Here is a 15,408-nt window from a genome sequence, read left to right on the forward strand (position 1 = left end):
GGCGTAAGCCAGCAGATTTACAGTCTGCCCCATTTGGCCACTCTGGTATTTGCCCAAACTGAAAAGAGCTCCTTTCTTCCGAAACCGCCACAAGGCATTTCAATCTCCGGCGATTATCCGCCCTCTTTCTTTCGAGCCTCTTGTCGGATTCGAACCAACGACCCCGAGATTACAAATCACGTGCTCTGGCCAACTGAGCTAAAGAGGCGGGGTGGGTAAGCAATCTACATCGCGCCGCTACAACCAACTACCTTTGCTGCGATCAAGCCCTGGAGGATTCGAAGGGAGCTGGCCGTATAGGACTTACCCGTTTTGCGAGTGCAAAGGTAGATAAAAATTTTAATCCTGCAATACTTCACCCCAACTTTTTTCAACTTTAACAAGAATACAGGGGCTACAACCAATATTATTTATAACTTTGCACCATATTTCTAAGAAAAATGGCAGAAAATAAAGGTTACATGCAATATGCAATGTTATTCGGTACCTACTTGGGTGGATATTGGATTTTAAAATTCACGCTTTTTCCCTTAGGGCTGACAATCCCGTTTTTATCTTTCCTTTTCGCTGGGCTCACGTTGTGTGTCCCTTTTATGGGATATTATTATGTACGAATGTACCGTAACGCGGTATGCGACGGTGCCATTGGTTTCCTGCACGCATGGATATTCACTGTTTTTATGTACATGTTTGCCGCATTGCTGACAGCAGTGGCACACTACATTTACTTCCGTTTCATAGACCACGGCTTTGTTATCAATGCCTATGAAACACAAATAGACATTCTAAACCAAAGTGGCGTGCCGGGCATAGAAGCCTATACAGATATGTTTCAAGCCACATTAGATACTGTAAAATCGCTCACTCCCATAGATATTACCATGCAATTGGTGTCATGGAATGTATTTTGCGGTTCATTGCTTGCCTTTCCTACCGCCTTATTTGCAACAAGACGCAAGAAGGAATGATAAGAAAGGACAGATTTCGGATAAATCAAGATACAGAGTAAATAATAAAATAGTAAATAATAAAATGGATATTTCAGTTGTCGTTCCTTTATATAATGAAGAAGAGTCTCTTCCGGAATTGTTTGCATGGATTGAACGGGTAATGAAAACCCATGACTTTTCTTATGAAGTTATTTTCGTCAATGACGGAAGCACCGACCACTCCTGGCAGATAATAGAGCAGTTACAGGCAAAGTCTGATAAAGTACGCGGAATAAAGTTCCGTCGTAATTACGGTAAATCGCCGGCACTCTATTGCGGTTTTGAACAAGCCCAAGGAGATGTCGTGATTACAATGGATGCCGATTTACAGGATAGCCCCGATGAAATACCGGAACTGTATCGCATGGTTACGGAAGAAGGTTACGACCTTGTATCCGGCTGGAAACAAAAGAGATACGATCCATTATCAAAAACCATGCCGACAAAACTGTTCAACGCTACGGCACGCAAGGTTTCCGGCATAAAGAACCTGCATGACTTCAACTGCGGATTGAAAGCCTATCGCAAAGATGTCATAAAAAACATAGAAGTGTATGGAGAAATGCACCGTTACATCCCCTATCTCGCCAAAAATGCCGGCTTCAAGAAGATTGGCGAGAAAGTGGTGCACCATCAGGCACGCAAATTCGGCAAGACAAAGTTTGGCGGATGGAATCGTTTCTTCAACGGATACCTGGATTTGATTTCCCTCTGGTTTCTCTCCACTTTCGGTATCAAGCCCATGCACTTCTTCGGCATATTGGGTTCGCTGATGTTCTTTATCGGATTCGTAGCCGTAATCATTGTCGGAGCCAGTAAACTGTATTACATGAGCCACGGCATGCCATACCGCCTTGTGACGGATTCTCCTTATTTCTATCTGTCACTAACATCCATGATTATCGGTACGCAGCTATTTGTGGCAGGATTCCTCGGCGAACTGATATCCCGCAATGCACCGGAACGTAATAAATATCAAATAGAGAAAATGATTTAACTATGAAAGCTTTAATCAAATTCATCATATTCGGAACTATTCTTTTACCTGTTCTCAGTATAACAATATCTTGTTCGGAAGAGGCGGACTGCTCCATGGCGACACGCGCCATGATGCAATGCTACTTATATACATTGGATCCCGAAACCAATGTCGTATCCAATGACACTTTAGATTCGTTGACAGTTACCGCCCTGGGCACGGATTCCATCATTATCAACAACCAGAAAAAAGTGCACGACCTCTCCTTGCCGTTGAGATATACCGCCGACTCTACCGTGCTTGTGTTTCGCTACAGCAAGACATTGACAGACACGGTTGTCATCCGTCAGAGTAATACGCCTTATTTCCTGTCGATGGATTGCGGTTATCAGATGAAACAAGCCATAACCGGGGTTCGCTACAGCCGTCACAGCCTTGATTCTATTCGCATTGCAAATAAAGAAGCCGGAATTTATGGAACAGAAAATCTTAAATTATTCTATTAGTCTGGCACTCTGTTTGCTGTTGTCATTGCCATTACAGGCACAGACAGGCAATATCTCCACCCCACCGGTAAATACCCCTCCCAAAAAGGAGAAAAAGGAAATCAAAGAGGAAGTGCATTATCCGTTATATAATGGTATCTCTGTCAGCGCAGACCTGTGGGGACCCGGGAGCAAACTCCTTGGAAGCGATTTTTTCAGTGGTGAAGTGGCTGTTGATGTCAACCTCAAGAACCGCTTTTTTCCAATTGTCGAATTAGGATATGGCAGCACTGACACCTGGGGAGACAAAGGAATACATTACAAGACCAATGCCCCCTATTTCCGCATTGGCATGGACTACAACGCGCTTTATAACAAGAAACACGGGCACATGATACTCGTCGGGCTGCGCTATGCGGCAACCGGCTTCAAATATGATGTCGCAGCATTAGCGGTCAACGATCCCGAATACGGCGGCAGCTTAGGCAACCCGAATTTGGAAGACGACATTTGGGGGAGTAGCCTGCCGTTTAATTATAAAGGAATGAAAGGTTCGATGCAGTGGGCGGAATTCTGCGCCGGCATACGGGCGCATGTGTGGAAAAACCTGTACATGAGCTGGGCGATACGCTTCAAATTCCGCCTGAGTTCTTCCGTTGCCGAATATGGAGAGCCGTGGTACGTACCCGGTTACGGCAAATACAACGGAAACACCACCGGTGTCACCTATACAATAATCTATAAATTACCGTTCTGACAACAATGACAGGATTAGAAGTCTGGTTACTTGCCATAGGGCTTGCCATGGACTGCTTCGCCGTATCCATAGCAAGCGGCATCATACTGAAACGTGTCCGGTTGCGTCCGATGTTGATAATGGCATCGGCTTTCGGATTCTTTCAGGCACTCATGCCTTTGCTGGGCTGGATAGGCGCCAGTTTCTTCAGCCACCTCATCGAAAGCATTGACCATTGGATGGCATTTGCCATCCTTGCCTTCCTCGGCGGACGCATGGTTATGGAGTCCTTCAAAGATGAGGACTGCAGACAAGAATTTGACCCCACCTGCCTGAAAGTAGTAGCGGCATTAGCCGTAGCCACCAGCATTGATGCATTGGCAGTAGGCATTTCATTCGCTTTTCTCGGAGTTCAGAATCTTACATCCATTCTCTCCCCCATCAGTGTCATAGGACTTGTGTCATTTATACTGTCGCTTGTCGGACTGATGTTCGGCATCCGCTTCGGAAGTGGCATTGCCCGCAAACTGCGCGCGGAACTTCTGGGAGGTGTTATTCTTATCATTATCGGTACCAAAATATTGATAGAACATCTTTTCCTGAATTAAGAATTAAAGAAATCGAGAACTAAAGAATTAAACTATGGAAAAAAAAGCACAACGAAACTTCTTATGGGTTGCCCTGTTCGCATTGGGTACTATCGGAATACTCGCACGCCACAACCGTACCATCCCTTACCAAACCGCCACCGGGCTGATTTTCGGAACCGTCTACAACATAACCTATCAGTATGACGGCGACTTGAAGGCAGAAATAGAGACAGAACTCAAGCGGTTCGACGGTTCACTGTCCCCGTTTAATGATACAGCCACCATTACACGCATCAACCGGAATGAAAATATCATCCCCGACACCTTCTTCACCAACGTATTCCGTCGCAGCATGGAAATCTCCGAAGAGACCCAAGGAGCTTTTGACATCACGGTAGCCCCACTTGCCAATGCCTGGGGGTTCGGTTTTAAGAAAGGAACATTCCCCGACTCTATCATGGTAGACAGTTTATTAGACATCACCGGCTATCCGAAAGTCGCATTGTCTGCCGATGGCAAGATAAGCAAGAAAGACCCGCGCATCATGCTTTCGTGCAGCGCCGTAGCCAAAGGTTATGCTGTGGATGTCATTGCACAGCTCTTGGAAAAAAAAGGTATTGCCAACTTTATGGTAGACATAGGCGGAGAGGTAGTAGTCCGTGGAACAAACCCCAAAAACAGTTTATGGCGTATCGGAATCAACAAACCGATAGACGACTCACTTGCCGTAAACAGGGAGTTACAAACCATATTGCAAGTTACCAACGTAGGCATAGCGACTTCGGGAAATTACCGCAACTATTACTACAAAAACGGAAAGAAATATGCCCACACCATAGACCCGCGCACAGGCTATCCGGTACAGCACAATATCTTGTCCGCCACTGTGATTACCCGCGACTGCATGAGCGCCGATGCCTACGCCACCGCTTTCATGGTAATGGGACTGGAAGAAGCCGAACGCTTTGCCGATGCACATCCCGGACTTGATGCCTGTTTCATATATACGGATGAGAAAGGAGAATTCCAAATGTTCTATACGAAAGGGATGCATAAATACATAAAGGAGAAATAGTAAGAGCCCAGGCATGTCTTTGGGGAGAAGAATCTCCCCCACTTTTCCAGCATAAACAGTTTATTGCCATTTACTCCCAATAAAGTAGTACTTTAGCGACACAAAGTGCCACTTTACCCATAGTAAAGTACTACTTTATCGGGAGTATACCGGCACAGTATCGCCAATGCACTGAAAGTGTAAACACGATAAACTAAAAACAAACTGCCAAGCGGAGAAATTCAATCTGAAAGGTTATCTCAACATCTTTATTTTTACATCATTACTTATAGAACACGAAATATACCGCCAACACCAAGCAGGCGAAAGCAGCGAAATGGTTCCAATGCAAAGACTCCCCCTTAAACAGCACGGTAGTGAATATCGTAAAGACAATAAGCGTCACCACTTCCTGAATAACCTTCAACTGCATCAGCGAAAAAGGACCGCCATTGCCTATGAACCCGATACGGTTTGCCGGAATTTGAAAGGAATATTCTGCCAACGCTATCATCCATGAGAACAGGATAACGGCATAAAGCGGCCAATTGGAGATAACCTTCATTTCTTGCAGTTTCAAATGCCCGTACCAGGCAAATGTCATAAACACATTAGATACAATCAACAATAAGATAGTGTAAAAAGCTTTCATATAGTACTATAATGATTAGTTATTTAGCAGCTGAGATTATCTACCGGCGACTTACCTCTTCTCTTTTTTGTGGGGCAACAGTTCTTCCTGCACATTACTCATGCTCCCCCATAGGCTGTAGCGCGCTTCGGGATTCATCATTTCCAACTGATGCAGAACGCTTTTCATCGTGCTCCGACTTGACTGCGACTCGTAAGGACAGTTCTTCATCTGCTTCCGATAGGTCCGTATCTCCGCCAGTTCCACCAAATCTGCCTCATGCACAAGGCACATCGGACGGATAATCGTCATATCAAACTTCTTCATTACCAATCGTGGCGGCATCGAACTGAATGCTCCTTGATAAGTGATATTCATCAACAAGGTTTCCAGAATATCATCCATGTGATGTCCCAACGCGATTTTATTGCATCCCTGCTCTTTTGCGACAGTGAACAAAGCTTTACGCCGGTTCCAGGAACACAGGAAACAAGGAGACTTACGGGTATCCGTACTTGCGTCAAACTCCGTTTCATATAACACAAAAGGCACTCCCCAAGTTTCCACATAATTTCTGAGATAGTCCACATCGCTTTGATAAGGGATATTCTTCATCACCACATGAACGGCGACTACGGAAAACTTCGGTTTGAGTATCCGGGCACGACGCGCCAGCAACTCTACCAACGCCAAGGAATCCTTGCCACCGGAAAGCCCGATAAGAATTTTATCTCCTTCCTCTATCAGGCCATATTCCACCACCCCCTTGGCAAAACGCTTCTCAATGCGCCGCAATGTCTTCTCTTCCTCTGTAAATCGTGCCATAAAAATCAGTTAAAAACTGGCTGCAAAAGTAGCTGAAAAGAATGATTTAAAGAAGAATTAACATAATAGAATCACGGAAAACCGCTTTATTCCGGATTAATTCGTATTTTTGAACTCATTAAAAAGATTTTTAGCATGAGGAATAAATATATACTGTTTCTGTTATCTGGTCTCTTGGGTATGCATCTCTCGGCGCAAACACTCGCCCAAGCCAAAGCATTCTATGCGGAAGGCCGATACGAACAGGCGAAACCTGCCTTCAAAAAGTTAGTAAAAACACAACCCAACAACGGAAGTTACAACTTGTGGTATGGTGTATGTTGCCTAAATACAGGAGAATCGGAGGAGGCTGTAAAGTATCTGGAGACGGCTGTAAAGCGCCGAGCTACCGGTGGACAGTTCTATTTGGGACAGGCATACAATGCCACTTATCGATTTGAAGAGGCCGTGGATACGTACGAAGATTATATCGCTGAACTGGCAAAACGAAAACGTTCCACCACCGAAGCGGAAAAGCTTCTGGAAAAGAGCAAAGCCAACCTTCGCATGTTGAAAGGTGTGGAAGAGGTTTGTTTCATCGACAGTTTTGTCGTAGACAAGAAGGACTTTCTTAAAGCTTACAAAATCAGTCCCGAATCCGGCAAACTGTTTATGTACGATGCCTATTTTGATAACTCCCACAACAAAGGTGGCATCGTATATGAAACAGAATTGGGCAATAAGGTATATTATAGCGAATTACAACCGGATAGTATGTTCAATATCCTGTCGCGCAACAAGATGATGGACGAATGGGGACAAGGCAATATGCTTCCCGGCAATATCAATGAGCCGATGAATGCCAATTACCCGTATGTATTGGCGGACGGTATTACCATCTACTATGCGGCAGACGGCGATGCCTCAATGGGCGGATATGATATTTTCGTAACGCGCTACAACACAAATACGGACACTTACCTGACCCCGGAAAATGTAGGTATGCCTTTCAACTCTCCTTACAATGATTATATGTATGTCATAGACGAATTCAACAATCTGGGTTGGTTTGCATCCGACCGTTATCAACCGGAAGGTAAAGTCTGCATATATGTATTCATTCCTACCTCATCGAAACAGGTATACAACTATGAAAGCATAGACAGAGATAAACTGATAAAACTTGCCCGTATCCACTCCATCAAGGATACCTGGACAGATGAAGGTTTGGTAGCAGATGCAAGAAAACGCCTGCAAGAAACAATGCAGGAAAAACCGGCAGTAAAGGAACGATATGAATTTGAGTTCGTGATTGATGATAACCGTATTTATCATTATACCACCGATTTTCGCTCTCCACAGGCAAAAGTGCAATTCAAGAAATATCTTCAACTGAAAGAAGCCTATAATCAGCAACTAAGCAAACTGGAAAACATGCGTCCCCAATATGCACATGCCGATCAGAACAAAAAAAGCAGAATGGCACCTGCCATACTTGATTTGGAAAAACGCGTACAACAATTGGCGACCGAAATAGACCGCGCCATCATCCAAGTACGCAAATCGGAAAAGCAAACCCTTAAATAGAACAGTTTATGGATATCTTCATCATCGCAGTTTTAATCGTTGCAGCAGTTATACTGTTTCTCGTTGAGCTATTTATAGTACCAGGAATCAGCATTGCCGGCTTTTTGGCAGGTGGTTGCATCATTTACGCCAACTACTACGCATTTGCCAATTTAGGAACAACGGCAGGATTTATCACACTCATCATATCTGCCGTAGCCTGTATCGGTTCATTGATATGGTTCATGCGCTCCAAAACTTTAGATAAGATAGCTTTGAAAAAGAATATTACCTCGAAAGTAGACCGCAGTGCCGAGGAGAGAGTAAAGATAGGTGATACCGGTATTGCCACCACCCGTCTCGCACTTATCGGGTATGCCGAGATAAACGGAGATATCGTAGAAGTAAAATCCATGGACGGATTCTTGGATGAAAAAACGACTATTATAGTAAGCCGCATCACAAACGGGGTAATACTTGTAGAAAGAGAATTAAAACATAAAATATAAATCACTGATAAATAACCATTAATAACACTAAAAGCATGGATCCAAGTTCAATGTATCTTACCGCATTCATCGTCATTGGCGGTATCATTTTTCTGGTACTGTTTTTTCATTATGTACCTTTTTTCCTATGGCTGTCCGCTAAAGTTTCAGGAGTCAATATCTCATTAGTGCAATTATTCTTGATGCGCATCCGTAATGTCCCCCCCTACATCATTGTGCCGGGCATGATTGAAGCACATAAAGCCGGATTGAGCAACATCACCCGTGATGAATTGGAAGCGCACTACCTTGCCGGCGGACATGTCGAGAAAGTAGTACACGCATTGGTATCCGCATCTAAGGCTAACATTGAGCTGCCATTTCAAATGGCAACTGCCATCGACCTTGCCGGACGCGATGTGTTCGAAGCTGTTCAAATGTCTGTAAACCCGAAAGTTATTGATACTCCTCCCGTTACAGCCGTAGCAAAAGACGGTATCCAATTGATTGCCAAAGCTCGTGTAACCGTACGCGCCAATATCCGCCAGTTGGTGGGTGGAGCCGGAGAAGATACCATTCTTGCCCGCGTAGGCGAAGGTATCGTATCGTCCATCGGTTCTTCCGAAAATCATAAGTCGGTACTCGAAAACCCCGACTCTATCTCTAAATTAGTGCTTCGCAAAGGATTGGATGCCGGTACAGCATTCGAAATTCTTTCTATTGACATTGCCGACATTGACATAGGCAAGAACATTGGTGCAGCCTTGCAGATAGACCAAGCAAATGCAGACAAGAATATCGCTCAGGCAAAAGCCGAGGAACGTCGTGCCATGGCGGTTGCCAGCGAGCAGGAAATGAAAGCCAAAGCGCAGGAAGCTCGTGCCAAAGTAATTGAAGCCGAAGCCGAAGTGCCCAAAGCCATGGCAGAAGCATTCCGTAGCGGTAATTTGGGAATAATGGATTATTACCGTATGAAAAACATTGAGGCCGACACTTCAATGCGTGAAAATATAGCCAAACCGGCAACCGGCACATCCAATCAGCCGCTAAGTAAATAAAACCGGTAAAATCAATATAAACGTCGGAACCGGTGAACAGAGACCGGTTACCGGCGTTTTCTTTTTATAAACCCATAATATCCTGAAACATGAAAAAGTATTTTGCATCTTCCGAACTTATTATCAACGAAGACGGTTCCGTTTTCCATCTACACGTAAAGCCCGAATGGCTGGCAGATAAAGTAATCCTCGTTGGCGACCCCGGTCGAGTGGCATTGGTCGCCTCTCATTTCGACAACAAGGAATATGAAGTGGAAAGCCGTGAATTTAAAACAATTACAGGTACTTATAAAGGTAAGCGCATCACCGTTGTTTCTACCGGTATCGGGTGTGACAATATTGACATAGTCATGAACGAATTGGATGCCCTTGCCAATATCGATTTCCAAACACGGGAAGAAAAGCCTCAACTACGCCAATTGGAGTTAGTGCGCATCGGTACTTGCGGTGGCCTGCAGCCTAATACTCCCGTAGGAACATTCGTCTGTTCCGCCAAATCTATCGGTTTCGACGGTCTACTGAATTTCTATGCCGGACGCAATTCCGTTTGCGACTTGCCGTTCGAACGTGCTTTTCTCAACCACATGGGGTGGTCGGGTAATATGTGTGCTCCTGCCCCCTACGTAATTGATGCAAATGCAGAATTGATAGAGCGCATAGCCGGAGATGATATGGTACGAGGTGTCACCATTGCCGCAGGCGGTTTCTTCGGTCCGCAAGGTCGGGAATTGCGTGTACCGTTGGCAGATCCGCATCAAAACGAAAAAATAGAGCAATTCGAATACAATGGCTATAAGATAACTAATTTCGAGATGGAAAGTTCCGCATTGGCCGGACTTAGCCGCTTAATGGGACATAAGGCGATGACTGTCTGCATGGTCATAGCCAACAGGTTAATTAAAGAAGCCAATACGGGATATAAAAATACAATTGACAGCCTTATCCTTAAAGTACTTGAGCGCATCTAAGTATTTTTAGCGATATCCGGTCTTCATAGATATCTCGTCTGTAATCATTGGTTCATGCAAAGCATGATAAAACTCAATAACTTACATCATGATATCATTTTTTGTGAGGAAACTGCTATCTTTGTCCAATAAAACAAACAGGAATTCATGAACCAAGATACCATCTGTGCCATAGCTACCGCTCAGGGAGGGGCTATTGGATGTATTCGTGTCTCCGGTCCGGCGGCTATCGAAATCACATCACGCATATTTGCCCCTGCCATTACCAATAAAAAGTTGGAAGAAAACAAACCTTATACACTTACTTTTGGACGGATATATGATGGGCATGAAGTTATAGACGAAGTACTTGTAAGCCTATTTCGTGCCCCTCATTCCTATACTGGTGAAGACAGTACGGAAATTACTTGCCACGGTTCCTCCTATATTCTGCAGAAAGTATTGCAATTGCTCATCAAGAACGGTTGCCGCATGGCAAACCCAGGAGAATATACCCAACGTGCATTCTTAAACGGAAAAATGGATTTAAGCCAAGCAGAAGCTGTTGCAGATTTGATTGCTTCATCTTCCGCAGCTGCCCATCGTCTTGCCATGAACCAGATGCGGGGCGGTTTCAGCAAAGAACTTGCCGCTTTACGTAGCCAGTTGCTCCATTTCACCTCGCTCATCGAATTGGAATTGGATTTCAGTGATCACGAGGAACTGGAATTTGCCGACCGTTCCGAACTTTGCCAATTAGCGGATAACATTGAAAAGGTCATAGCGCGTTTGGTGAACTCCTTCAGTGTAGGCAACGCCATTAAAAGTGGTATTCCAGTAGCCATTATTGGTGAAACAAATGCAGGAAAATCTACATTACTTAATGTTTTGCTTAATGAAGAAAAAGCTATTGTAAGTGACATTCATGGTACCACGCGAGATGTTATAGAAGATACTGTTAATATAGGCGGCATTACTTTCCGATTCATTGATACTGCAGGTATTCGCGAGACCAACGACACGATTGAAAACCTCGGCATCGAACGTACTTTCCAAAAACTGGATCAAGCAGAAATAGTTCTTTGGATGATTGATGCTACGGATGCTCAAACTCAAATAACACAATTGTCCAAGCAACTTCTTCCCCGTTGTGAAAATAAACAAGTAATCCTCGTTTATAATAAAGCTGATTTAGTGGTAAATATACCAAACAGTATTCCTGCCAATTTTCCTAACAATGTAAAATCAATTACCATATCTGCTAAAACAAGAGAACATATTGAAGAACTTCAACAAATGTTGATAACCTCTGCCCATCTTCCTGCAATCACTCAAAATGATGTTATAGTTACCAATACACGTCACTATGAAGCATTAAACAATGCGTTGGAAGCCATCCACCGAGTGCAAGAAAACTTAACAAATAATATTTCCGGTGATTTCATATCACAAGATATCCGAGAATGTATTTTCTATTTAAGCGATATTGCAGGAGAAGTAACGACTGATATGGTATTACAGAATATATTTCAGCATTTTTGCATCGGCAAGTGATGGCTTAGAAACTGCCATAACTAACTATAACCATTTAGAATAAAGTCGCTGTATTTCAGCGACTTTTCTGTTTTAACACTTTCCAGTCCATATTTGGAGGTAACGGTTTTTATCCATATTTTTCTATCATATTTCTACCGTGACACAAATTCACGATTACCCCGAATGTCACAGTGACGCATTAGTTGACGTGTGTTGACAATGGTTTACATGTGTTGACAAAATCCGGGAGAAATAAGGAGAAATTATCCCCAATGTAAACAAGGAAAATATGGAAGTAAGAAAGATTTGTCAATGGTGTGGAAAGCCATTCATAGCTCAAAAGACAACGACCTGCTATTGTAGCCACCAATGTTCCAATCTTGGCTACAAGGAACGTATTCGGGAACGCAAGCGGCAGTTGAAACGCTCGCAAGAGTTGCTACAACCTCGACAAGCCGCCGAGGGACAGGATTTCTTCTCTTTTGCCCAAGCAGCAAAGTTGATGGGCGTAACCAGACAATACATATATAAATTAGTAAAGGAATCCAAACTTCGGGCTTCACGCATCAGTGGTAAGAAGTCGCTCATTCGCCGTGCTGACATCGAACTAATGATGAAAACCAAACCGTATGAGCGCATCATGCCTAAAGAGGACTTCGACATCACTGAGTATTACACAGCTGAAGAAATTGCAGAGAAATATAAGGTCAACGCCAAATGGGTGTGGACTTATACACGGCAGCACAAAGTTCCGAAAGTGAGAATCCGCCAGTTCAACTATTACAGCAAGAAACATATTGATGCCGCCTTTGCCAAATACGAAGTAGATTCCGACCTGACCGAATGGTACACACCGGAAGAGATTCAGGAAAAATACGGCATGACACGCGTTGCCATCCGTTCGCAGGTGTATCGAAACAATATCCCATCCAAGAAAGAACACGGACAAATCTATTATTCCAAACTCCATTTCGACCTATCCAAAACATCGGAACAGGAAAGCAAAGCGGAATATTACACCGTCAAGGAGGCTATGGAAAAATTCAAACTCTCCCGCGACTCTGTTTACGGCATTCTGCAATTCCATCAGATCAACCGCGAGAAGAACGGACGGTTCGTCCGATTCCTAAAAGTAGAGTTTGGCAGGGTTATGGGTGTTCACAAATAATCTAATTTGTCGCTATCCATTAATTATTCAAAAATTAATCTCTGCTGTAGGTAATCTGCATGATTACATTACAGAGTTTTGCCAGCGAATTAATAATAACCATAAAATATATTAGTATGCATGAATGTAAAACAGTAACGTTGAGAACACGTCCGTTAAAAGGTAGAATGATGTCTTTCTATCTAGATTATTATCCTGGGTATCGAGACAAAGAGACTATGAAAGTTATCCGTCATGAATCGCTTGGCATTTATGTCTATGCCAATCCGAGAAACAAACGAGAACAGAATTTCAACGAGGTAATGACCGAGAAAGCCGAAGCCATCCGTTGCCGTAGATTCGAGTCGGTTGTCAATGAACGGTATGACTTCTTTGACAAGTACAAACTCAAGGCAGACTTCTTGGAGCATTATCGCAAACAACTCCGTAAGCATGACCAGAAATGGGAGTTTGTCTATCTACATTTCAACAACTTCGTACATGGTAAATGTACTTTTGAAGAGATTGACATAGACCTTTGCAACAAGTTTCGGGAATATCTGCTCACGGCTAAGAAACTGAGACGTAACGGACGCATAACACGAAATTCCGCATCGGGATACTGGTCTACCTTCAGGGGATTCCTGAAAATACTCTACCGCAATGGAATGATAAAGACCAATGTCAATGATTTTTTGGATAAGATTGAAACGGAGGATGTTGTTAAAGAGTATCTGTCTGTAGATGAACTGTACAAGTTGGCTGAGACACCATGCAAGAAGCCCATTCTGAAAATAGCATCGCTGTTTTCATGTATGACCAGTTTACGTATCAGTGATATTCTCGCACTATGCTGGGAAGATATTGTAGACTACTCAGCCGGAGGGAAATGCGTACATATCATCACACAAAAAAACAAAGCGGAAGACATCATTCCTATTAGTGAAGAAGCGTTGGGATTGATAGGCTATAGTTCAGAAAAGAAAGGTTTAGTATTCAAGGGACTTATGCGTAGTTGGACGCAAATTCCGATGAAAGAGTGGATTCGTTCTGCCGGAATCACCAAAAATATAACCTTCCATTCCTATCGTAGAACATTTGCAACGCTACAAGCAGCTGCCGGAACGGACATCCGCACCATACAGAGCATTATGGCTCACAAGAGTATTACCACCACTCAAAGGTATATCAAAGTCGTGGATGCCAACAAACGTGAAGCCAGCAAGAAGATTACCTTGACACGGAAGGACTGACAGCCACTTGTCCCTATTTTAAGCGGTTAGAGTATGATTTTTAGTCTGAAATCATACTCTAACCGTTATTTTTTACAAATATTGAGCGATTCGTCGTCACTAATTATATATATCTGGAATATAGCACATAACTTTGCCATATAACCATTTCAAATACTTGCAGTAGATGACAAATAATACTCAAATTCGGACCAAGAGGATAAGTTTTATTCTTGCATTATTGGTAATTGCCTATGTGGCAGTAGACACTTACCTATTCACTTATCACAAAATCAATACCACAACAATAACGACTTCAGTTATAATCGGCCTTGTGGTTACAATCCTATTGTGTGGTCTACTGCAACGATTTTTCTACACATAGTTGACGAAGAATCCAATCAATTTTTCTTTTGACCGGCAATCTCCTATTATTACTGACTCTGGTTTCGAAATAAATACCGATTGTGCAGATGAAACTCAAACTATTGAACAGCCCAATAATTCAGTTATAGATAATTATGATACAATACGAGAGAACATCAAAAAGAAAGAAGCAGAAAAACAAGTAGAAGTCATGAATGCTATTCGTGAATATGTAACTATTAAAACCGCACCTTATCTGTCTAAAGAAGCTATTGTAATCCTCATTTCTAATATTGAGTATATGGCCTGTGATAGATCTGATTTATACAAGCCCATTCGCTCCAATATAGATAATCCGCTGAGATCACCGGGACTTCGCCATCTGGCATGGAATGTAGGTGAACGCTTGGGAGTATCATTGGCAAAAAGAGCCGTTTTTATCAAGTCTTCATTTCCTCACGAACTCGAAAATGCGACTCTTGAATATCTCAAACTTAATTTGCGGGATCAAGTTCCTAGTCAGATTCCTATTGACGTGCCCGATAAAGGCGATTATCGCTTCCATTTAGAAACAGATAATAGTAATTCAGATTAAAAAAACGTATGCAGACGAAATAATTAATCCGGTCTGTATTGTTCTGCAAGGTTTCATTGAGTTGGTTCGCAGCATATTAAACAATCAAAAGAGTATAATATGGAAAAAGACCAACTGACATTCAACGACCTACCGACTGTGGTAGGCGAACTATGCGACAGAATCGCAAGTATGGAAAATCTGCTAACGGAAAAACTTTCCAAGC

The 15,408-nt window shown here is 43.1% G+C and carries 15 protein-coding genes, 1 tRNA gene and 2 pseudogenes; 15 read left to right on the plus strand and 3 right to left on the minus strand.

The features are described from left to right. Positions 1-134: 134 nt before the first annotated feature. Positions 135-208 (minus strand) — tRNA-Thr (locus QZ327_RS12830). A gap of 232 nt (positions 209-440) precedes the next feature. Between QZ327_RS12830 and QZ327_RS12835 the strand changes: the two genes are divergently transcribed. The 6 genes from QZ327_RS12835 to QZ327_RS12860 all read left to right on the plus strand — a co-directional run bounded on the left by QZ327_RS12835 (position 441) and on the right by QZ327_RS12860 (position 4,854). Further along, complete coding sequence (locus tag QZ327_RS12835) at positions 441-968, plus strand: DUF4199 domain-containing protein (RefSeq protein ID WP_294619898.1); 528 nt, start codon at positions 441-443, stop codon at positions 966-968. Between the two features lie 64 nt (positions 969-1,032). Next, complete coding sequence (locus tag QZ327_RS12840; RefSeq protein WP_294619900.1) at positions 1,033-1,986, plus strand: glycosyltransferase family 2 protein; 954 nt, start codon at positions 1,033-1,035, stop codon at positions 1,984-1,986. Positions 1,987-1,988: 2 nt separating this feature from the next. Then, positions 1,989-2,474: a DUF6452 family protein gene (locus QZ327_RS12845; RefSeq protein WP_294619902.1), complete on the plus strand. Its 486-nt coding sequence runs from the start codon at positions 1,989-1,991 to the stop codon at positions 2,472-2,474. Next, positions 2,443-3,210 (plus strand): DUF6048 family protein, encoded by a 768-nt coding sequence (locus QZ327_RS12850; RefSeq protein WP_294619904.1) that lies wholly within the window; start codon positions 2,443-2,445, stop codon positions 3,208-3,210. The genes QZ327_RS12845 and QZ327_RS12850 overlap by 32 nt, the downstream gene beginning before the upstream one ends. A gap of 5 nt (positions 3,211-3,215) precedes the next feature. Next, positions 3,216-3,797 (plus strand): manganese efflux pump MntP family protein, encoded by a 582-nt coding sequence (locus QZ327_RS12855; RefSeq protein ID WP_294619906.1) that lies wholly within the window; start codon positions 3,216-3,218, stop codon positions 3,795-3,797. Positions 3,798-3,831: 34 nt separating this feature from the next. Beyond that, positions 3,832-4,854, plus strand: coding sequence for an FAD:protein FMN transferase (locus QZ327_RS12860; protein ID WP_294619908.1), 1,023 nt, complete (start codon positions 3,832-3,834; stop codon positions 4,852-4,854). Positions 4,855-5,116: 262 nt separating this feature from the next. Here the strand turns inward: QZ327_RS12860 and QZ327_RS12865 are convergent, their stop codons facing one another. Together QZ327_RS12865 and QZ327_RS12870 are read right to left on the minus strand one after the other, a co-directional pair. Beyond that, positions 5,117-5,485, minus strand: a complete 369-nt coding sequence (locus tag QZ327_RS12865) for a DMT family protein (RefSeq protein ID WP_294619910.1) — start codon at positions 5,483-5,485, stop codon at positions 5,117-5,119. A gap of 51 nt (positions 5,486-5,536) precedes the next feature. Continuing rightward, on the minus strand, positions 5,537-6,289 hold the full coding sequence (locus QZ327_RS12870) for an ATP-binding protein (RefSeq protein WP_294619912.1): 753 nt from the start codon (positions 6,287-6,289) through the stop codon (positions 5,537-5,539). 135 nt (positions 6,290-6,424) lie between these two features. Here QZ327_RS12870 and QZ327_RS12875 point away from each other — a divergent pair, with 135 nt between their 5' ends. The 9 genes and pseudogenes from QZ327_RS12875 to QZ327_RS12915 form a co-directional block, all read left to right on the plus strand. Then, a complete protein-coding gene (locus QZ327_RS12875; RefSeq protein ID WP_294619914.1) occupies positions 6,425-7,855 on the plus strand; it encodes a tetratricopeptide repeat protein in 1,431 nt (476 codons plus the stop codon). A gap of 8 nt (positions 7,856-7,863) precedes the next feature. Next, entirely contained in the window at positions 7,864-8,343 is a 480-nt protein-coding gene (locus QZ327_RS12880; RefSeq protein WP_294619916.1) for an NfeD family protein, read from the plus strand. A gap of 35 nt (positions 8,344-8,378) precedes the next feature. Continuing rightward, on the plus strand, positions 8,379-9,380 hold the full coding sequence (gene floA / locus QZ327_RS12885; protein ID WP_294619918.1) for a flotillin-like protein FloA: 1,002 nt from the start codon (positions 8,379-8,381) through the stop codon (positions 9,378-9,380). Positions 9,381-9,469: 89 nt separating this feature from the next. Continuing rightward, a complete protein-coding gene (locus QZ327_RS12890; protein ID WP_294619920.1) occupies positions 9,470-10,348 on the plus strand; it encodes a nucleoside phosphorylase in 879 nt (292 codons plus the stop codon). A gap of 147 nt (positions 10,349-10,495) precedes the next feature. Further along, positions 10,496-11,881, plus strand: a complete 1,386-nt coding sequence (mnmE, locus tag QZ327_RS12895; RefSeq protein WP_294619922.1) for a tRNA uridine-5-carboxymethylaminomethyl(34) synthesis GTPase MnmE — start codon at positions 10,496-10,498, stop codon at positions 11,879-11,881. A gap of 271 nt (positions 11,882-12,152) precedes the next feature. Next, positions 12,153-13,031: a helix-turn-helix domain-containing protein gene (locus QZ327_RS12900; protein WP_294619924.1), complete on the plus strand. Its 879-nt coding sequence runs from the start codon at positions 12,153-12,155 to the stop codon at positions 13,029-13,031. Positions 13,032-13,147: 116 nt separating this feature from the next. Further along, complete coding sequence (locus QZ327_RS12905) at positions 13,148-14,263, plus strand: site-specific integrase (protein WP_113748688.1); 1,116 nt, start codon at positions 13,148-13,150, stop codon at positions 14,261-14,263. Positions 14,264-14,429: 166 nt separating this feature from the next. After that, positions 14,430-15,203, plus strand: a pseudogene (locus QZ327_RS12910) (hypothetical protein). 99 nt (positions 15,204-15,302) lie between these two features. Further along, positions 15,303-15,408: pseudogene (locus QZ327_RS12915) on the plus strand (excisionase); the annotation flags it as partial.

This window comes from uncultured Bacteroides sp. (assembly GCF_910578895.1).
Classification (GTDB): Bacteria; Bacteroidota; Bacteroidia; order Bacteroidales; family Bacteroidaceae; genus Bacteroides.